The sequence below is a fragment of the Providencia sp. PROV_01 genome (genome assembly GCF_053098325.1).
Genome location: NZ_JBRFKD010000002.1, coordinates 901121 through 920365 on the forward strand (window position 1 = coordinate 901121; position 19245 = coordinate 920365).

Annotated in this window: 16 protein-coding genes; 11 read left to right on the forward strand and 5 right to left on the reverse strand. The window is 40.3% G+C overall.

The genetic code is table 11. The annotated features are described in order from the left end of the window. Positions 1-368: 368 nt before the first annotated feature. The gene (locus ACU696_RS04735; RefSeq protein WP_096864666.1) at positions 369-890 is read left to right on the forward strand and encodes a single-stranded DNA-binding protein; all 522 of its coding nucleotides are present in this window, start codon (positions 369-371) and stop codon (positions 888-890) included. A 274-nt stretch (positions 891-1164) separates the two neighbouring features. On the opposite strand, the gene ACU696_RS04740 is transcribed toward ACU696_RS04735, so the two are convergent. Both ACU696_RS04740 and ACU696_RS04745 read right to left on the reverse strand, forming a co-directional pair. Beyond that, on the reverse strand, positions 1165-1572 hold the full coding sequence (locus tag ACU696_RS04740; RefSeq protein ID WP_117163030.1) for a helix-turn-helix domain-containing protein: 408 nt from the start codon (positions 1570-1572) through the stop codon (positions 1165-1167). Between the two features lie 239 nt (positions 1573-1811). Continuing rightward, entirely contained in the window at positions 1812-2984 is a 1173-nt protein-coding gene (locus ACU696_RS04745; RefSeq protein WP_209102665.1) for an MFS transporter, read from the reverse strand. A gap of 333 nt (positions 2985-3317) precedes the next feature. Between ACU696_RS04745 and ivbL the strand changes: the two genes are divergently transcribed. The 4 genes from ivbL to ACU696_RS04765 all read left to right on the forward strand — a co-directional run bounded on the left by ivbL (position 3318) and on the right by ACU696_RS04765 (position 6351). Further along, positions 3318-3407, forward strand: a complete 90-nt coding sequence (gene ivbL, locus ACU696_RS04750) for an ilvB operon leader peptide IvbL (RefSeq protein WP_109912586.1) — start codon at positions 3318-3320, stop codon at positions 3405-3407. Between the two features lie 103 nt (positions 3408-3510). After that, a complete protein-coding gene (ilvB, locus tag ACU696_RS04755) occupies positions 3511-5208 on the forward strand; it encodes an acetolactate synthase large subunit (RefSeq protein ID WP_447343225.1) in 1698 nt (565 codons plus the stop codon). Between the two features lie 2 nt (positions 5209-5210). Next, positions 5211-5495 carry an acetolactate synthase small subunit gene (gene ilvN, locus ACU696_RS04760; RefSeq protein ID WP_004914949.1) on the forward strand — a complete coding sequence of 95 codons (285 nt, stop codon included), beginning with the start codon at positions 5211-5213 and terminating at the stop codon, positions 5493-5495. 193 nt (positions 5496-5688) lie between these two features. Beyond that, positions 5689-6351, forward strand: a complete 663-nt coding sequence (locus ACU696_RS04765) for a hypothetical protein (protein WP_109912584.1) — start codon at positions 5689-5691, stop codon at positions 6349-6351. On the opposite strand, the gene ACU696_RS04770 is transcribed toward ACU696_RS04765, so the two are convergent. Further along, on the reverse strand, positions 6348-6905 hold the full coding sequence (locus tag ACU696_RS04770) for a helix-turn-helix domain-containing protein (RefSeq protein WP_109912583.1): 558 nt from the start codon (positions 6903-6905) through the stop codon (positions 6348-6350). The two genes, ACU696_RS04765 and ACU696_RS04770, sit on opposite strands and share 4 nt — an antisense overlap. A gap of 211 nt (positions 6906-7116) precedes the next feature. Between ACU696_RS04770 and ACU696_RS04775 the strand changes: the two genes are divergently transcribed. Both ACU696_RS04775 and ACU696_RS04780 read left to right on the forward strand, forming a co-directional pair. Then, a complete protein-coding gene (locus ACU696_RS04775) occupies positions 7117-7869 on the forward strand; it encodes a sulfite exporter TauE/SafE family protein (RefSeq protein ID WP_004914942.1) in 753 nt (250 codons plus the stop codon). Between the two features lie 94 nt (positions 7870-7963). After that, the gene (locus tag ACU696_RS04780; RefSeq protein WP_209102681.1) at positions 7964-9247 is read left to right on the forward strand and encodes an MFS transporter; all 1284 of its coding nucleotides are present in this window, start codon (positions 7964-7966) and stop codon (positions 9245-9247) included. Positions 9248-9294: 47 nt separating this feature from the next. Here ACU696_RS04780 and ACU696_RS04785 read toward each other — a convergent pair whose 3' ends face one another. After that, complete coding sequence (locus ACU696_RS04785; RefSeq protein WP_209102669.1) at positions 9295-10983, reverse strand: hypothetical protein; 1689 nt, start codon at positions 10981-10983, stop codon at positions 9295-9297. 614 nt (positions 10984-11597) lie between these two features. Between ACU696_RS04785 and ACU696_RS04790 the strand changes: the two genes are divergently transcribed. From ACU696_RS04790 to ACU696_RS04800, 3 genes are all read left to right on the forward strand, one after another. After that, positions 11598-12944, forward strand: coding sequence for an NCS2 family permease (locus ACU696_RS04790; protein ID WP_209102671.1), 1347 nt, complete (start codon positions 11598-11600; stop codon positions 12942-12944). Between the two features lie 263 nt (positions 12945-13207). Next, on the forward strand, positions 13208-14857 hold the full coding sequence (locus ACU696_RS04795) for a Na+/H+ antiporter (protein ID WP_004914931.1): 1650 nt from the start codon (positions 13208-13210) through the stop codon (positions 14855-14857). 57 nt (positions 14858-14914) lie between these two features. Beyond that, positions 14915-15814 (forward strand): carboxylate/amino acid/amine transporter, encoded by a 900-nt coding sequence (locus tag ACU696_RS04800; RefSeq protein ID WP_117163035.1) that lies wholly within the window; start codon positions 14915-14917, stop codon positions 15812-15814. On the opposite strand, the gene metR is transcribed toward ACU696_RS04800, so the two are convergent. Next, positions 15699-16655, reverse strand: coding sequence for an HTH-type transcriptional regulator MetR (gene metR, locus ACU696_RS04805; protein WP_004914926.1), 957 nt, complete (start codon positions 16653-16655; stop codon positions 15699-15701). The two genes, ACU696_RS04800 and metR, sit on opposite strands and share 116 nt — an antisense overlap. Positions 16656-16763: 108 nt before the next feature. Between metR and metE the strand changes: the two genes are divergently transcribed. Then, positions 16764-19037: a 5-methyltetrahydropteroyltriglutamate--homocysteine S-methyltransferase gene (gene metE / locus ACU696_RS04810; protein ID WP_209102673.1), complete on the forward strand. Its 2274-nt coding sequence runs from the start codon at positions 16764-16766 to the stop codon at positions 19035-19037. Positions 19038-19245: the final 208 nt, after the last annotated feature.

A 19245-nucleotide genomic window follows, 5' to 3' on the forward strand; every position in this document is an offset into this window, starting at 1 on the left:
TTTCAAACCGTGGCGTTGTTGGCTTCTCTCAGCTACGCAGGTCACATACTTTTGTATGCTCCCTACGATATCTTCGCTTGCCGCCTAGCCACAGCTTGAACTATTTAGAGTAAGATTTTAATGGTGAAACAGAAAAACAGAAAAACAGAAAAACAGAAAAACAGCGATCTGCATTTATCGAAAAGATAGATGCTGTGCGAATTATTTTGTGTCTATACTGAAAATTGGCACGGTAGAATTTCACCAAAAGTTGGAAAGCGTTTCGCAAATTAACAAGCTCAATTTCAAATATTGGTGCAAATCAGCTCTGTCGTGGTAAACTTCACGGCTAATCCAGAGATTAAAATTCAATGCATCAGGAGTAATAAATGGCCAGCAGAGGCGTAAACAAAGTAATTCTTATCGGTAACCTAGGACAAGATCCAGAAATCCGTTATATGCCTAACGGCGGAGCTGTGGCAAACCTGACTCTGGCAACTTCTGAAAGTTGGCGTGACAAGCAAACCGGTGAGATGCGTGAAAAAACCGAATGGCACCGAGTCGTTATTTTCGGCAAACTTGCTGAAGTAGCAGGTGAATACCTAAAAAAAGGTTCACAAGTCTATATCGAAGGTTCTCTGCAAACACGTAAATGGCAAGATCAAAGTGGTCAAGATCGTTATACGACAGAAGTTGTTGTGAATATCGGTGGCTCAATGCAAATGTTAGGTGGCCGTGGCGGTGATGCACCATCACAAGGTCAAGGCGGTCAAGGTGGTTGGGGCCAACCACAGCAGCCTCAAGCAGCACAACAATTCAGTGGTGGTGGAGCGCCAGCCGCACGCTCATCAGCACCTGCACCACAAACCAATGAACCACCAATGGATTTTGATGACGATATTCCGTTCTAATTCTTACTGATTAGAATATATAAATAAAATAAAGGCTTCCTTGTGAAGTCTTTATTTTTTAATAAATATAAATGCTAATAATATATATCTAGAAAATATTATTTTTTATTGGAATGATAAAACAAATACAGAACCGAAACATTAAGAGTTTATTAATTCTAAATTAAGAATTTCTTAAATAAATAAAAAATCCCCAGCAATTAAATTACATGGGGCTTTGTATTGGTAGTGTTATAAAAAAAAGAAATATAAATTTTATTTTCATATTAGCATATCAAGCTACTTTAGGTTCCAGTAGTAATGGGTCATTTTGGCTTTCACCGGACAGGCGGTAGATTGACGGTGACGTACCTAAATAAGCTCTAAATCGCTTTGCAAAAGATTGCTGGGAGTCAAATTGGTATTTTAATGCAATATCAATAACCTGAAGTTCAGTGGAGCATAGGTCTTTAGCAGCTTCACAGATCCTTCTTCGGCGAATATATTCACCTAAAGGCATACCAACAACTTTTCTAAATACTCTTTGTAAATGCCATTTTGTATATCCTGATTTTAGTGCAATATCATCAAGTAATAGACGACTGGTTAAGTTCATTTCAATCCAAACTAATATTTCATTAACAACTGTAGATTGAAATTCTGTGTACTTCCCATTATAGGGAACAGGGATTTCTTTATACATAATATCTTCCTATTAGTTACTTTTTAATCTTATCCCTCATTCAGTCAATAGCCAATAAATAAATAGTAAACAAAGTTGAATTCAGTTTGTTAATTGGCAAAACAGACAAAATACCGATTTTTAATTAGTTTATAGCCAGTAGAGTTTATCTTAAGGAGATATATTCATCATATCGATTAACAATAGATGAAATTATTACGCTCTCTGAATATAAAACCATCGCACAGTGATATCACTTTTCATTGGTGTTTGGGGATATATTTTTTTAGCTTCCAAAAACTCATTAAAATTGTAGCGGAAATGATTACAGATAGAATATTCATCGCTTGCCATCCGAGAGTGAAGAAAAGAACGCCTGCTCCTAAACTGCCTATTCCACCGAAAAAATAGATAAGAAAATCAGTCATGCCTTGTACTTTAGCTCGCTCATGCATTTTATATGTATGGGGCAGTAGGTTGGTGGTACTGATTAAAAGCAAATTCCAAGCAACACCCACAAATATACCCGCCAACAAATAATTGTAAAAATGGTTACCTAGCAGGTTCATAGTTGCTGATAAAATTAACAGTACGATACCGCAGGAAATAATGCGTTTTGCCCCTAAAAGATGAATTAATGTTCCAGTGAAGAATGACGGTGCAAACATACCTAATACATGGAATTGAAATACAATCGCAATAGAGGAAAAGGCGAAGTCATGTTGTTTCATAGATAACGGTATCGAGGCAAAAGTAAAAACTACAATGGCATACCCAGCGGCACTGACAATAGCGATTAATTTTAAAATAGGTTGTGAATACAATGCACTGTAGTTGCGTTTGACTAACACTTCATCCGATGGTGTTTTCACTATTTTCTTTAAAGGCACAACGAGTAATAGAATAAATGCGATCACATAAATGGCGGCTAACGTGATGAACGGCCCTGCAAACGGGTATTCTGTAAAAAAGCGCTGGGTGGTAATGGCTAATGTTGGTCCGATTAAGGCCGCAGCAATACCTCCGCTCATAACAAGGCCAATAGCTTTTGCTCGTAAAGAAATAGGTGCTTCTTCAATTGCGGCAAAACGGAATTGTTGTGCAGTACCAATAGCAATCCCAGTGAAAAACAACCCGATGGAAAAATACACTAAATGACTTTCTATCACACCAAGAATAGAGAAGCCTGCACCGATTAACCCACCGATGTTACCAATAATAAAGCCCACCCTTCTCGAATATTTTTGCATTAAAAATGCGATCGGAATAGTTGCTAAGATTAAGCCAACGTACTGACTTACCAGTGGAATAGTTGCATAAGTTGGGTTGGTAGCCAATTTTTCGCCAATAACTACTGCTACAGAAAGGACAATCGCATTTCCTGTGATAAATAATGCAAGTGTGATAGTTAACCACCAAACGGATTTTGGCATATATCCCTCTGTCTATTAATTAAAAATCAATTGGTTATATTTCTTACATTGAGGGAATAATCCCTCTGAATGCGGCAAAGGATACAACTTAAAGTTGACTTTAAGTCAAGGTCTGCGATGGTATTTTAAGTAGTGATTAATGCTATATTTTTTTATTTTAATGGATAATGTCGCTGCTGGTGCGAGATGTGATGAGTGTCGCAATTACTATTCCTTTGGGATAAAACAAGAAAAAATGATTGTCATGCTGGGAAATTTATGTTCTTTTAATAAAAGAAACTGAAAAACAATAATCAATAAATTAGACAGACTAAACAGGAAGAACCCGTGAACATGACGACTAATCACTTAAACCTACTACTAACCGCGCCACGTGCCGCGGTGGTCGTGCGTGTGGTGGTGGTCGTGGGCTTAGCGCCGTAACGGGTACAAATCAACGCAGATTTAGAAACCCCGCCGGCGCAAACCGAGCGGGGTTTTTTATCACCTCTCGCTCGGATCCGCAGGCTAGCAAAGGATAATTATGATGAGCGAATCGGGCACCACAACACCACATAAAACCCGCTTTACGGGCGCAGAATTAATCGTACATTTACTGGAAAAACACGGTATTACCATCGTTTCTGGCATTCCAGGTGGAGCGGCTTTACCTTTTTATGACGCATTAGGTCAAAGCCAGAAAATCCGTCATATATTGGCTCGCCATGAGCAAGGTGCAGGTTTTATTGCTCAGGGAATTGCACGTACCACGGGGAAAGCCGCGGTTTGTATCTCTTCAAGTGGTCCTGGGGCAACAAACTTAGTGACTGCTATCGCTGATGCAAAATTGGATTCTATCCCGCTGGTTTGTATTACGGCTCAAGTTTCTTCGTCAATGATTGGTACAGATGCCTTTCAAGAGGTTGATACCTATGGTATTTCGATTCCAGTCACCAAACATAATTATTTGGTTCGTAATATCAATGAATTGCCACGAGTGATTTGTGATGCTTTTCGTATTGCAGAATCAGGCCGCCCTGGGCCTGTTTGGATTGATATTCCAAAAGATGTGCAAACTGCCACTATTGAACTAACTGAAATACCAGAAGTATTACCGAAAGATAAAGCACCTGCATTTGATATGGAAAAAGTTCTGCAAGCGGCTGAAATGATTAATAAGGCGAAACGTCCAGTACTGTATTTTGGTGGTGGGGTAATTAGTTCTGATTCGACAGAAACAGCGATCGCATTCGCGGAAAAGGCTTCATTACCGACAACCATGACATTAATGGCACTTGGCTCTATTCCAATGCGCCATCCATTATATTTAGGAATGTTGGGTATGCACGCTGCCGCAAGTACTAATATGATCATGGAAGAATCGGATCTATTGATTGTGATTGGTGCACGGTTTGATGATAGAGCGATAGGTAAAGCAGAGAAATTTTGCCCTAACGCAAAAATTATCCATGTGGATATTGATAAAGCAGAAATCAGCAAAATTAAGCGTCCAGATATCGCTATTCATGCAGATGCAGGGCAAATATTGGAATTATTATTGCCTTTAGTAGAACGCAATGAACGCACAGATTGGATGGCGAAAGTGAATCAATTAAAAGAGCAATATCTATTGAATTTTAGCGAGGCTGATAACCCGCTGAACCATTATGGCTTGGTTCTGTCTACGGCACGTGCGGCTGGTGAAGATGCGATTGTGACAACGGATGTTGGGCAACACCAAATGTGGGCGGCTCAAGCATACCCCTTGTCTCGACCACGTCAATGGCTGACATCAGGTGGGTTAGGTACCATGGGCTTTGGGCTGCCTGCTGCCATTGGTGCAGCGTTGGCAAAACCCGAAAAAACCATTGTGTGTTTTTCCGGTGATGGCAGTTTGATGATGAATATTCAGGAATTGGCCACCGCAGCGGAGCACCAACTGAATATCAAAATTATCTTAATGAATAACCAAGCATTAGGGATGGTACATCAACAACAAGATTTATTTTTTGAAAATCGCATATTTGCTGCAGCTTATCCGTATCAAACCGATTTTATTAAGATTGCTGCAGGGTTTGGTTTGCAAACTTGCGATTTAAATAATGAAGCAGACCCAGAAATGGCATTAGAAGCGATAATGAATACCAAAGGTCCATGTTTGATCCATGCCTTGATTGATGTGAATCAGAAGGTATATCCAATGGTTCCACCGGGTGCAGCTAACATTGATATGATTGGAGCGTAATTATGGTATTTGAACATCATCCGATTGCTTTAGAGCTAATTGTTCGTAATCACCCAGGTGTAATGTCACATATTTGTGGTTTATTTGCACGCAGAGCATTTAATGTTGATGGCATTCTATGTATGCCGATTAAAGATAAAGATGAAAGCCGTATATGGCTATTAGTACAAAAAGATGAGCGTTTGCCGCAAATGATTAACCAAGTTGAAAAATTAGAAGATGTTCGGGAAGTACGCTTTAGTGATGATTTGCGTCTTTTCGAAACAATGCAAAATTATTTGCAGTAATTCTGAGGTAAATTTTATGACCTAGTAGCCCATACCAACAGTATGGGCTATTTTCTTTTATGTTTAATCATAGCGATAATTAGGGTTTCCTAAACCGAACGAAAGTGGTATAAATTCAGTTACTGAATAATGATTTTTTGAACGCATTACAGGTTTGCATTTGGTAAATTGAATAATAAACAGGTATAAATTTATGCAAAATAACATCTATTTATCGAACACTTATCAATATGAAATTGAAACAACCATACTGGCACAAGGGAATGATGATGAAGGTCATTGGGTGGCTCTAAAAGACAATATTTTCCACCCACAAGGTGGTGGGCAACCCATGGATACAGCTTGGGTGAATGATATTGCTGTTCGTATTAGGAAACAACCGAATGGTTTAATTGTAGGATACCTTCCTGAAGGCGTTACTTTTAGTCAAGAAAATAATGTGGTTGCAAGGGTAGATAAGGAAAAACGTCAGCGTTACGCTGCGCTACATACCGCAGGTCATTTGCTGAATTGGGAATTACGTCGCTTTGGCTGGCTGGCACAAAAAGGCCATCATTTTCCTGATGAATCTCGAGTGGAATTTAGCATGATGGAAGGGGATGTCACTCCTTTTGATAAACTTGATAGCCAATATATCGAAGATATTGTTAACCAAAGCATTCGCAGTGGGCGGTCCGTTGCAATAAAGCAAAAGGGTGATTTGCGGATCAGTTATATCGACCAAACTGAAGAAATGCCTTGTGGTGGAACGCATGTTTCTTCGCTAGATAATATTCAGCATTTTTCAATTAAGTCGATGAAATTTAAAAAGGGAACATTGCGCATTAGTTATGATGCACAACATGCCTTAATTTAAACACTATCACTAAGATGAGAGTAAGTCATGACGACGGTGGCTTGGAGCTCCCCTTCCATGCATAGATAACTGTGTGGGAAATCACCACTGAAAGCATAGAAATCCCCCGCCTCCAAAAGGATATTTTGGTCGTTATGCAACCGCAACATGAGTGAGCCAGAATTCACCATAATGTGCTCGTGAGTTCCACTCATATGGGCGGGGCTATTAATGATAGCGCCTCTTTTCATGGTTAATTGCCAGATTTCAGAGATATTTCCCATGCTAATGCGAAATTTAAACTGTTGTGAATACTCTTTTTCACTGGGAGTGGCTTTAAGCAAGTAGGGATAAGCTTCATGTTGCCGCGTAAACAAATCGCTGAGAGGAAAGCGTAGAGCAATGGCGATCGACTCTAATGTGTCGATGCGTGGGTTTGAATCACCAGATTCCAGTTTGGATAAAGCGGCTTTCGAAATCCCTGATAAACGAGATAGTTCGTTTAGCGAGAGATCCCTTGCTTGCCTAAGTAAACGAATTTTCTGCCCTATTTTTAAATTAATTTTTTTATCCACAATGTGTCTTTACCTGAATTTTAATTTATTGTGCTAGTTCTGTATCACTCAGAGAAGTAAATTATACACTCTTAGTTATATATTGTATTTAAAGTGGCTATTTTGTTTTTTGATATAGATTTGAAATTTAAAACCCTACAAAAATAAAACTATTTTCTGTATTTGAAAAAATCTATAGTGAGGACGTTAAAAAACTTCTGGAGTTAAGGTCATGCCGTTTGAATTGTTATCACCAGAAATGGCGATTTGTTTCTCGACATTGTTGTTTGCTTATTTGGTTTTTGGCATGGCGGGTTTTGGTTCTGCTCTTATTGCAACCCCTGTATTAGCCATGTATTTGCCGTTAAACATGATTGTTCCAATCCTTGCATTAATAGATCTAACCGCTGCAGTTTTAAATTTACTTAAAGATGGTAAAAATGCGGATTATCAGGAAATTAAATGGATAATTCCATTAATGATAATCGGGAGTTTAGTTGGTGCTGCGATTTTATTAAAAACGCGTCCCGATATACTCGTATTATTACTTGGGTTATTTGTTGTCGGTTATGTCTTACATGCTTTTTTTTCTAAAAAATCAAAATCACCTTTTTCAAAAGCGTTGGTTGTCCCATTTAGTTTAGTGGGCGGTGTTTTTAGTGCTTTATTTGGCAGTGGTGGTTTTATCTATGCCATGTATTTATCTAGCCGAATTGAAGATAAACAGCGTTTTCGTGTCACTCAAATGACGTTAATTGGCTTTAGCACGCTGACTCGAGTGGTGATATTTTTAGTAATGGGTGTGTATCTCAATCTAGATATTTTATTGATTGCTTTAGCATTTTCCCCTGCCATGTTAATTGGTACGTGGGTTGGTCGGCATATAACATTAAAAATTTCACGTGAAAGTTTTTTAAAAGTTATTAACGTCATAATTTTATTATCAGGTATTGTGCTGCTTTATCGATATTTTTTCGTCCTTTAAGTATTTAGAATATTAAAAATAGTTTTATAAAGATAAATAGCAGAATATATGAGTCGTGTTACAATCACCACGAACATTATTAGTTTTACTAGTAATGATGCGGTTTTTTATTTTTCATAATAATCTATTTTATGGAGTTAAAATCTGTTCTTTTGCTAAAAAGAAACGGGTTAATTTCAACATGAGCTCTGATAATCAGCGTTTACAAAATTTTCGACGTTCCCCATCTTTTGCTATTTTTACCATTACAATGAGTATTGCTGTCATTGGTATCGTTATTGGGCTAAGTATTCCAATGGTGGCTCTTAGGCTAAATAATTATGGTTTCAATGAGTTGTATATTGGCATTATTTCTGCGGCTCCTGCATTAGGTATGTTTTTAATTGCCCCTATGGTTCAACGTATTGTGCGTTGGTCAGGTAAGCGAAAGGCAATGCTATTGGCAACCCTCGTTTCTGCCATTAGCCTATTGCCATTATTGAGTACGTTACCACTTTGGCTGTTATTTCCATTACGGTTAGTTACGGGTTTAGCGAGTGGCGTGATGATTTGCTTGGGAGAAACGTGGATTAATGAATTATCCCCTGAAAATAAGCGGGGTCGGATCTTAGCAATCTATACTACCGTGTTCACAGTAAGTCAGCTACTTGGGCCTTCATTTATTGCTTATTATGGTGTGGAAGATAAATCGCCTTTATTGATTTGTACGTTGATCCATTTAATCTCTGTAGTGCTATTTATTTTAATGGATCAAAAAGTTGGTGACCGTTTAGCTGAAAATGCCGCGCAATCTAATTTTTCAATTATTCAATTTGTAAAAATTGCACCGGGTATTTGTAGTGGAATTTTATTTTTTGCTTTTTTTGACGGAACCATTTTATCGATGTTCCCAATTTATGGTATGGGAATGGGGCATACAGAGGCGGTTGCTGCATTAATGATTAGCGCCATCCTTGCTGGAGATGCCATTATGCAGTTACCTTTTGGCTGGCTTGCAGACCATATGAATAGAGAAAAACTGTACCGAATTTGTGGTATTATCACACTCGCAGCTAGCTTATTATTACCCTTCCTTATTACTCAACCTTATCTGATTTGGGTTCTGTTATTTATCTTAGGAGCCACGGCAGGGGCAATTTATACGATTGCCTTGGTACAAATTGGCCAATATTTCAAAGGGAATGAATTGATCATCGCTAATGCAGCGGCGGCCATGCTATGGGGAATTGGTAATTTATCAGGGCCATTATTGGCGGGAGTGGCGACTTCAATCTCACCAGTGGGCTTACCGGTGCTATTGGTTCTGTCTGTGGCAGTATTTTTATGGTTCACACGAGAAAAATATAGCGCTCAAATGGTTGAACAAGTCAGCCCATAAAGCGCATTTGTGGTGCCCTACTTAAGCTAGAGAGCACCACAAATAGATTATTCAATAACTTTATACACAACAAGGTTTTCTCGGAATTCATCTGGCCGATGATTGTGCCAGAATAATTCCATGCCTTGCGGTGCAGGTTTGATTGTTTTCGAGAGTACAATTAACCAGCGGCATTGTTCAGGTTTTTCAAAGCGGTCTTGGCGTTGGTGTAATACGCCAGTGTAATAGTAGAGCATCGGTGCTTCAGATTCGCCAATATTATCAGAAGCCATACAATCGTTTTTTGTAAACTGGCCTGCTAAATGCTGGTTTAAATCGACAAAAACCCCTTCGAAACCTTTTGCGTAGTCTATCCAGCCCAAAAACAAGGTTAAAATTATCCCCCAAACGGCACATAGGCCTAATAACCAATTTTTCATCATGTGAAAAGCTGGTGAGATAAAGTTTGGAATAATTTTATTGCGTAAAAACCACACTAATGTAATCAACAAACCACTGATAAATGCAATGGAAGAAAAGGGCATTTGGTAGCTCATGGGAAGCCAGCGACTAAATGGGGTTAGCCATTCGTGTTGATGGCCAATCAAGGCGATAAGATAGCAGACCCATAAAAAAAGAATGAGTACAGACCATAAAATAGCCGCAAAGCGAGCGATACCATTAAGAATTTTTTCAGGGAAACTGAGTAGTGTTAGGGTTCCTAATATGGCCATGGGGGCAACAAAAGGGAGTAAATATAGCGCGCGACCAGAAGCTGAAATCTGTAAAAAAATGATACCTAATAAAGGAAATAGCGCCAGCAGAAACTCATTTGAATTAAATAAACGTTTAATCGGGTGCCTTAGAAAATAAGCGACAGCCAGTAAACCGGAAGGAAAGGCAAATAAGGAAACTGCCGCTGGAATGCGAGTTAAATTAGCTTTTGCCCCTAATTTTTCAACCGAAAAACCAAAGAAGCGGCCGATATTATTTTCCCAAAACCACACAAGAAATAAATCGGGATGCTGAAGATACAGTTGGATAGGCCAAGGTAAAATGGCGATAAGCGCGATTAACCCCGCCGTTAAACTGTATAACCAAAACTGCTTAGTTCGGCATTGAGCAAGAAAAATAGGTGATAAAAAAAGGCAAATCCAGAGAACGCCAGGAATAAAAACGCCTTTTGACAACATGGTGACGATGGTCCCAAGAGATAACCAAAGTGCAGACATGCGCATTTTTTGTTGTTGTATCAGCCCCAATAACCCATATAAGCCAATAGTTGTTCCTGCCATTAGTGCAACATCGGTAAACATATCATGGCTATGCCTGATAATACCGGGAGCACAGGCATACAGTGCAAAAGCGACCCAAATCCGAGTATCAGTGAAGTCTGTGGCTTGGAAAAAACGACGCGCCAAAAGGATAAAAAATGAAAAATTAATAACCGAAAAAATTAAGCTTGCACTACGGGCTGCATCATAAAGTGGCATAAAGCTTGATAACCAATGAGAGGTAATCGTAGCAACCCAATAATAAAGCGGAGGTTTTTCCATAAATGGTTCACCCGCATTTGTGGGAACTAACCATTTACCAGTTTCATACATAGTTTGAATAATACCAAAACTATAATTTTCATCTTGCTTCCAAGGGCTATGGCTATATATTCCTGGTAATAAATACAGAGCAAGAAAACTAATAAAAAGCAGTAAAATACTCCGCTGTAATATGATTAATGGTGCATTCTTATTTGACATTTTAATACGTTTTATGTGTTTTTTACTTGATTAAATTGAAACTATAACTGCGGTTGATAATAATTGAGCTTATGTACTTAAATATATATTTACTCAGTGAATGATATTTTTTTAATGAAAAACAATAAGAAATGTATTTTTAGCCACATTTTTAACAGACGCATATTACCACCAGTAAATAAGTTTTTAGCTATTGGTTTTGTAAGCAAATATTCTTGGATTGTATCAAAAAAATAACCTTCCACTTTAAACAGACATTATATGAAAGGTATTTAGCTATTTTTACGTAAAATAAATGTAACTAAAAAGAATCATTATTTGAAAATAATGTTCATTGCTTAAGAGCCTATATATTTGGGAGCGGGGGAAAGAACAATCGGGTAAGAAATGCTAAAAATGCTTGATCATTCCCCCTGTTTAGAATGATAATTGCTCCCCTCACGATACGTTTTATTCTATTTTAAAAACCAAACGATTGCGCAACTGTTTTTATTGGGATTTTTTCTCAGCCAGTTTGTTTTTTCTTAAAAACGTAATCGTTTACGTCAACGTATAAATTAGTCGTTAGCAGTATTTGAAAGTCGTCGTTTTCCATTAAACAGCAGAGGTATACCATGTCAGGCCAACAGGCTTCATCCAGTTGCAAATTGGATTCATTTTTCAAGATAACAGGGCGCGGCTCTTCAGTTCGCCGTGAAATCATTGCAGGATTAACCACATTCTTAGCGATGGTTTATTCTGTCATCGTTGTACCTGGCATGTTAGGGCAAGCAGGGTTCCCACCAACAGCGGTCTTTATTGCAACTTGCTTAGTGGCTGGTTTTGGTTCTTTATTGATGGGGTTATGGGCCAATCTACCGATGGCGATTGGTTGTGCTATTTCACTGACTGCATTTACCGCATTTAGTTTGGTATTAGGGCAGCAAATTAGTATTCCTGTGGCATTGGGCGCTGTCTTTTTAATGGGGTGTTTGTTCACCATCATTTCTGTGACAGGTATTCGTAGTTGGATTTTACGCAATATGCCAATGGGTATTGCTCATGGCACAGGTATTGGTATCGGCTTATTTTTACTGTTAATAGCTGCTAATGGGGTGGGTTTAGTGATCAAAAACCCAAATGCAGGCCTGCCTGTTGCTCTAGGTGAATTTACATCTTTCCCTGTATTAATGTCATTAGCTGGGTTAGCGGTCATTTTTGGTTTAGAAAAACGCCGCGTTCCGGGTGGCGTATTACTTGTTATTATTGCAATTTCAATTATTGGTTTAATTTTTGATCCTGCGGTTAAATATCAAGGCTTTTTCAAGTTGCCTTCATTGGGTGATGATGGGCTTTCATTAGTTTTCAATATGGATATCATGGGCGCATTACAGCCAATGGTATTGCCAAGCTTACTTGCATTAGTGATGACCGCTGTTTTTGATGCAACGGGGACTATTCGCGCGGTGGCGGGACAAGCCAATTTATTGGATAAAGACGGCCAAATTATTGATGGTGGTAAAGCGTTAACCGCAGACTCCGTGAGCAGTATCTTTGCGGGGGCGATTGGCGCATCTCCTGCTGCTGTGTATATTGAATCTGCAGCGGGTACCGCTGCTGGTGGTCGTACAGGCTTAACCGCAGTGGTTGTCGGCGTACTGTTTTTACTCATTCTCTTTTTATCGCCACTTTCTTATTTGGTACCTGCCTATGCAACGGCGCCGGCATTGATGTATGTTGGGCTTTTAATGTTAAGTAATGTCTCTAAGCTTGATTTCGATGACTTTGTAGATTCAATGTCTGGTTTATTGTGTGCGGTATTCATTGTTCTGACTTGTAATATCGTCACGGGTATCATGTTGGGCTTTGCTGCTTTGGTTATCGGCCGTATTTGTGCAGGTGAATGGCGCAAATTGAATATTGGCACAGTCATTATTGCGGTACTTTTAGTGGCGTTTTACGCTTCAGGATTGGCAATCTAAAGTATATTATTTCAATAGGGTGGCTAATGTTGCCACCTTTTTAACTTATTGTATTAATTAATCGTAAAGTCTCAATTTTTTCCCCGAAAATGGATGGCTAAGGATAAAATAGAGAGAAGGCGGTTAATCAAGTGGATGTGCATGATTTCCACTGGTGAATGGCTGGGTTTTAATAATCATGGTCTGGACGGTGCTATCTCTTACTATGCGGCGGCAGGCAATATTTTAGGTTCTAGTCGCTAGGTTAATTCAGTAAGGGCAACATGGAAATTTTCTTTACTATTCTTATTTTGATTTTAGCTGTCTCTGTTTCAGGGGTTGCTGCTAAAATTCTTCCTATTCGTATTCCTCTTCCTCTCATTCAAATTGCTATTGGTGCGCTATTAGCATGGCCTCAATTCGGCCTACATGTCACCTTTGACCCAGAACTTTTTATGGTTCTGTTAATTCCACCTTTGTTGTTTGTTGATGGGTGGAAAACGCCAACACGCGAATTCTTTCAAAACGGTCGAGAAATTTTTATTTTAGTATTGGTTCTTGTACTGGTTACAGTGATTGGGATTGGTTATTTAATTTACTGGCTGATGCCAGGTATTCCATTGATTGCAGCATTTGCTCTAGCGGCGGTGTTATCACCAACCGATGCCGTTGCCTTATCATCCATTGTCGGAAAGGGGCGTATCCCTAAACGAATGATGAGTGTGCTAGAAGGGGAGGCATTGATGAATGATGCCTCTGGTCTGGTAGCATTAAAATTTGCAGTAGCAATTGCCATGGGGACGATGGTATTTAGTGCCTCTGGCGTCACCATTGAATTTTTCAAGGTCGCGATTGGTGGGCTACTCGCGGGTATTATCGTGACTTGGTTATACAGTAAATCATTACGTCTAATGAGCCGTTGGAGCGGTGATGACCCAGCAACCCAAATTGTGTTTATGTTATTGCTACCATTTGCTTCATACATGATAGCGGAACATATTGGTTTTTCAGGTATTTTAGCCGCTGTTGCGGCCGGTATGACTATCACAAAGTCTGGGGTTATCCGTAACGCTCCATTAGCGATGAGACTACGCGCTGATAGCGTTTGGTCTATGCTTGAATTTGTCTTTAACGGGTTGGTTTTCATCATGTTAGGGCTTCAATTGCCCGGTATTTGGGAAACGTCTGTTATCCAAGCGGATCTCGACCCAAGCGTAGAAACTTGGATGCTATTTGCGGCAGTAGCCATTATCTATTTTGCTCTACTGCTATTGCGTTTCTGTTGGCTATGGCTGATGAAAAGGTTTAGCCGTTTATTCTTAAAGAAAAAACCACTGCAATTTGCTAACTATACCGTACGTGAGCTTTGGCTAGCCTCTTTTGCAGGGGTACGCGGTGCGATTACCTTAGCGGGTGTGCTTTCTATTCCGTTATTTTTAACCGATGGTTCACCATTCCCAGCGCGTTATCAGCTAGTATTTATTGCCGCAGGGGTTATCTTATTTTCCATTTTTGCAGGTGTGGTCGCTTTACCGCTTCTGCTACGTAATTTTACCGTGGGAGACAAAGAAGCCGATGCCAATGAAATTCGAATGGCAAAAGCCGCAATGGCAGAAGTGGCAATTGTTAGCTTAAATAAGATGCAGGAACGTTTATCTGCTGACGTTGATGAAAAACTCGATTCAGAAGATATCAGTGAAGTCGCTTCCCGTGTGACAGGTTATCTAAGACGACGTACGGCAGGGCAAGATGAAATTGATCATAATTTGCTGGTTGAAGACCTTGAACGACGTTTTCGTTTGACGGCATTACGTGCGGAGCGTGGTGAGCTTTATCACTTACGTGCAACCAAGAAAATCAGTAATGAAACGTTACAAACGCTGTTGGTTGATCTGGATTTATTAGAAGCCGTTTTGATCGAAAAAGAGCATTAAAACCAAAAAGCGAGTATTCTAGCCGACATTGTAAAGTTTGGGGCGAAATACAGCATTATGTGGTTACTTGTTATCACGACGCTGCTTTGGGCAGCGTCGTTTAGTCTTATCGGCGAATACCTTGCGGGCCAAGTAGATAGTTGGTTTTCAGTACTTGTAAGGGTGGCACTGGCTTCGCTAGTTTTTTTACCTTTCCTACGTTGGCGCCAGTTTAGCGCTAAAGTGATTGCACTTTATATGCTAGTGGGCGCTTGCCAACTTGGCATCATGTACCTATTTGTATTCCATGCTTATCAATACCTTACCGTTGCCGAATTTTTGCTTTTTACAGTATTAACACCACTATATGTCACGTTAATTTATGACTTACTAGAACGGCAAAAGTTGCGTAAAGGTTATTTGTTTAGCTCACTATTGGCGGTAATTGGCGCGGCAATTATTCGTTATGACCACTTGAGCGAATCTTTTTGGTTAGGTTTGCTTTTTGTGCAGCTAGCAAATATCTTTTTTGCGATTGGGCAGGTGGGGTATAAGCGTCTGATGGAGGTGCATCCAATCCCTCAACATCAGGCTTTCTCATGGTTTTACCTTGGTGCAACGTTAATTGCATTACTAGGGTGGTTGCTATTTGGTAATAAATCGATGATGCCGACAACAACTCTCCAGTGGGGTGTCTTACTGTGGTTGGGGATTGCAGCTTCAGGCATTGGCTACTTTATGTGGAACTATGGCGCAACCAAAGTGGATGCTGGAACCCTTGCTATTATGAATAACATGATGGTCCCAGCGGGGTTATTAGTTAATTTTGCTATCTGGCAACAACATCCGGATTGGCTGAGTTTTACCATAGGATCGAGCCTAATAGTTGCTTCTCTTTGGGTGCATAAGCGTTGGATCCTTTCGCGGCCTTCACATAAGACAAGTTCTCCACAGCGTGATCCGTCGTCGTCTCAGTAAACGCCTCAATAGCTGGCTGGCGCTGCTCTCCTTCACGGCAAGCGGCATACAGCCGGCTCCACAAACCGCTACCCAAGGTTTTGGTTTTGATCAACCCTTGTTTTTCAAATGAATCAACTGCCCAGTGAGGCAGTGCGGCAATGCCCATTTTAGCTGCGACCATTTGAATTAAAATTAATGTGTTATCAACATTTTTCACATTAGGTGACACGCCTGCAGGTTGCAGAAAATGGCGCCAAACATCGAAGCGATCCCGTTGTACCGGGTAGATAAGCAACGTTTCATCCGCCAAATCATGGGGCTCAATATGCGGTCTTTTGGCTAGCGGATGGTCATTCGCCACAATCAGCTTCACTTCATAATCAAACATTGGCGTATAGTGGATGCCTTGATCTGGCAAAATGTCAGAGGTCATCACAATATCCAATTCCCTTGAAAGTAACTCAGGCTGTGGGTCGAACGTCACCCCAGATTTAAAATCGATGCTAACTTGAGGCCAAGTTTGTCTGAATTGCTGTAATGCAGGGGTCAACCACTGAATGCAGCTATGGCATTCAATAGCGATGCGTAACGCACAAACCCCAGGCTCATTACATACTCGAATGGCATCTTTTACTAATGGCAGAACTTGTTGTGCTAATTGTAATAAGACTTCCCCTTGTGGCGTAAAGCGCAATGGTTGGCTTTTACGAACAAATAACCGGAAACCTAATCGATGCTCTAAATCACTAAATTGGTGTGATAGAGCAGATTGTGTCTGGTGCAAGTGTGTTGCTGTTGCCGCTAATGAACCGTATTGGCTGAGCGCTTGCAATGTTTTTAGATGTTTTAATTCGATCATGAGAAACCTTCACGGTGACAATGAATAATTTGCGCTTGTGCTTTATACAGTACCTGTTGATTATGGATGTGTAAACATCTAGACGGCTAAATATTTTAAGGGGGCAATATGTCTGTTATAAATCATACACTTGGATTTCCACGTGTCGGTCTAAAAAGAGAGCTCAAGCGTGCACAAGAAGATTATTGGGCAGGTAAAATTGATCAGGCCACACTATTAGAAACCGGTTATCAGTTACGTGTGCGCCATTGGCAGCAACAAAAAAATGCGGGCGTTGAGCTATTACCTGTTGGTGATTTCGCTTGGTATGACCAAGTGCTGACAACCAGTTTGCTAGTGGGCAATGTACCGCCACGCCATCAAAATGAAGATGGTTCGATTGATTTGGATACTTTATTTCGTGTTGCTCGCGGTCGCGCACCAACGGGCAAACCTGCTCCAGCAGGCGAGATGACGAAATGGTTTAATACTAACTACCACTACATCGTGCCTGAATTTCAAAAAGGGCAACAATTTTCGCTGTCTTGGACACAACTGTTTGATGAAGTCGATGAGGCATTAGCATTAGGCCATAATGTGAAACCGGTTATCATTGGTCCTATTACTTACCTTTGGTTAGGTAAAGTGAAAGGTGAACCGTTTGACCGCTTATCATTATTGAATGAAATATTACCTGTTTATCAGGAGATCCTGTCGCGCTTAGCAGAAAAAGGTCTTGAGTGGGTGCAAATTGATGAGCCTGCATTAGTGTTAGATTTACCAGAGCAATGGCAGCAAGCTTATCAGCAGGCTTACCAAGCGCTGTCAGGCCAAATAAAATTACTGTTAACCACCTATTTCGATGGCATTAGTCACCATGTAGACTTGATTAAGCAACTCCCTGTGCAAGGTCTACATGTTGATGTGGTTGCAGGCGCTGATGATATTGAAAAATTACACCAAATACTGCCAGCAGACTGGGTATTATCACTAGGAATTATTAATGGTCGTAACGTATGGAAGGCTGACTTAGGGGAAAAATTCTTACAGGTGAAGCCGTTCTTAGGCCAGCGTGATATATGGGTAGGAACGTCATGTTCATTACTACACAGCCCAATTGACTTAAATGATGAGACACGTTTAGATGCTGAGGTGAAAAGCTGGTTTGCTTTTGCTATCCAAAAATGTGAAGAACTTGCTCTGTTAACAAAAGCGTTAAATCAGCCAACAGACAGCCATATTGCTGAATTAGATACATACAGTGCACCTATTCGAGCGCGTAGAACATCAGCTCGTGTGAATAATGCATCAGTAGCTCAGCGTTTAGCAGCAATCAGCGAAGGGGATACAGAACGTTATAGCCCCTATCCACAGCGAGCAGCACGCCAACGTCAACGCTTTAACTTACCATTATGGCCGACAACCACGATTGGCTCATTTCCTCAAACAAGTGAAATCAGAACATTACGTTTAGACTTCAAAAAAGGGAATGTGGATAAAACCTACTATCGCACCAATATTAGTGAGCATATTAAGCAAGCCATTAAAGAACAAGAAATTTTAGATATCGATGTCCTTGTGCATGGTGAAGCTGAACGTAATGACATGGTGGAATACTTCGGTGAGCACTTTGATGGTTATGTATTTACCCAAAATGGTTGGGTGCAAAGTTATGGTTCGCGTTGTGTAAAACCCCCAGTGATCATTGGTGACATTAGTCGCCCAGAAGCGATTACAGTAGAGTGGGCAAAATATGCTCAGTCCTTAACGGAAAAACCGGTCAAAGGGATGTTAACCGGCCCAGTCACTATTCTATGTTGGTCATTCCCGCGTGAAGATGTGAGCCGTGAAACGATTGCGAAACAAATTGCGCTAGCCTTGCGTGATGAAGTCGACGACTTACAAAAAGCAGGTATCGGTATTATTCAAATCGATGAGCCTGCACTGCGTGAAGGGTTGCCATTGCGTCGAGACGAGTGGGCGGCTTACCTCAAATGGGCGGTTGATGCTTTCAAACTCAGTGCTGCGATTGCGGATGACGACACACAAATTCACACCCATATGTGCTATTGCGAATTCAATGACATCATGGATTCCATTGCGGCATTGGATGCCGACGTGATCACGATTGAAACATCACGTTCAGATATGGATTTGTTAGATGCATTCGAAGATTTTGATTATCCAAATGAAATTGGTCCAGGAGTGTACGATATTCACTCACCAAATGTACCTAATGTGGAATGGATTGTTGCGCTATTAAGAAAGGCAGCGAAGCGTGTTCCGGTTGAGCGCTTATGGGTAAACCCAGATTGTGGCTTGAAAACTCGCGGCTGGCCAGAAACTCGCCAAGCATTAGCCAACATGGTTGAGGCAGCGAAACAGCTTAGAAATGAGCAGTAAAATGGCGACTAGTTAGTGTGTCAAAAAGGCAGGGAAACCTGCCTGAGGTTGTTGACAAAGCGGGATAAAAGCGTGGTTTTTCCCGCTTTGTGTTATCAGCCGAAAATCAATAAATTGATTTTCCTCGTTTATTTTCAAAACCTATTCGACTTGCCGCCAAACATAATATGTTTTCAGCAGTCTGAGGCAGGGAAACCTGCCTTTTTAG

What these genes read in the sequence shown, in the direction of transcription:
- ACU696_RS04735 (WP_096864666.1), top strand. Translation starts at nt 369, where the DNA reads ATGGCCAGCAGAGGCGTAAACAAAGTAATTCTTATCGGTAACCTAGGA.
- ACU696_RS04740 (WP_117163030.1), bottom strand. Translation starts at nt 1,572, where the DNA reads ATGTATAAAGAAATCCCTGTTCCCTATAATGGGAAGTACACAGAATTT.
- ACU696_RS04745 (WP_209102665.1), bottom strand. Translation starts at nt 2,984, where the DNA reads ATGCCAAAATCCGTTTGGTGGTTAACTATCACACTTGCATTATTTATC.
- ivbL (WP_109912586.1), top strand. Translation starts at nt 3,318, where the DNA reads ATGACGACTAATCACTTAAACCTACTACTAACCGCGCCACGTGCCGCG.
- ilvB (WP_447343225.1), top strand. Translation starts at nt 3,511, where the DNA reads ATGAGCGAATCGGGCACCACAACACCACATAAAACCCGCTTTACGGGC.
- ilvN (WP_004914949.1), top strand. Translation starts at nt 5,211, where the DNA reads ATGGTATTTGAACATCATCCGATTGCTTTAGAGCTAATTGTTCGTAAT.
- ACU696_RS04765 (WP_109912584.1), top strand. Translation starts at nt 5,689, where the DNA reads ATGCAAAATAACATCTATTTATCGAACACTTATCAATATGAAATTGAA.
- ACU696_RS04775 (WP_004914942.1), top strand. Translation starts at nt 7,117, where the DNA reads ATGCCGTTTGAATTGTTATCACCAGAAATGGCGATTTGTTTCTCGACA.
- ACU696_RS04780 (WP_209102681.1), top strand. Translation starts at nt 7,964, where the DNA reads ATGATGCGGTTTTTTATTTTTCATAATAATCTATTTTATGGAGTTAAA.
- ACU696_RS04785 (WP_209102669.1), bottom strand. Translation starts at nt 10,983, where the DNA reads ATGTCAAATAAGAATGCACCATTAATCATATTACAGCGGAGTATTTTA.
- ACU696_RS04790 (WP_209102671.1), top strand. Translation starts at nt 11,598, where the DNA reads ATGTCAGGCCAACAGGCTTCATCCAGTTGCAAATTGGATTCATTTTTC.
- ACU696_RS04795 (WP_004914931.1), top strand. Translation starts at nt 13,208, where the DNA reads ATGGAAATTTTCTTTACTATTCTTATTTTGATTTTAGCTGTCTCTGTT.
- ACU696_RS04800 (WP_117163035.1), top strand. Translation starts at nt 14,915, where the DNA reads ATGTGGTTACTTGTTATCACGACGCTGCTTTGGGCAGCGTCGTTTAGT.
- metR (WP_004914926.1), bottom strand. Translation starts at nt 16,655, where the DNA reads ATGATCGAATTAAAACATCTAAAAACATTGCAAGCGCTCAGCCAATAC.
- metE (WP_209102673.1), top strand. Translation starts at nt 16,764, where the DNA reads ATGTCTGTTATAAATCATACACTTGGATTTCCACGTGTCGGTCTAAAA.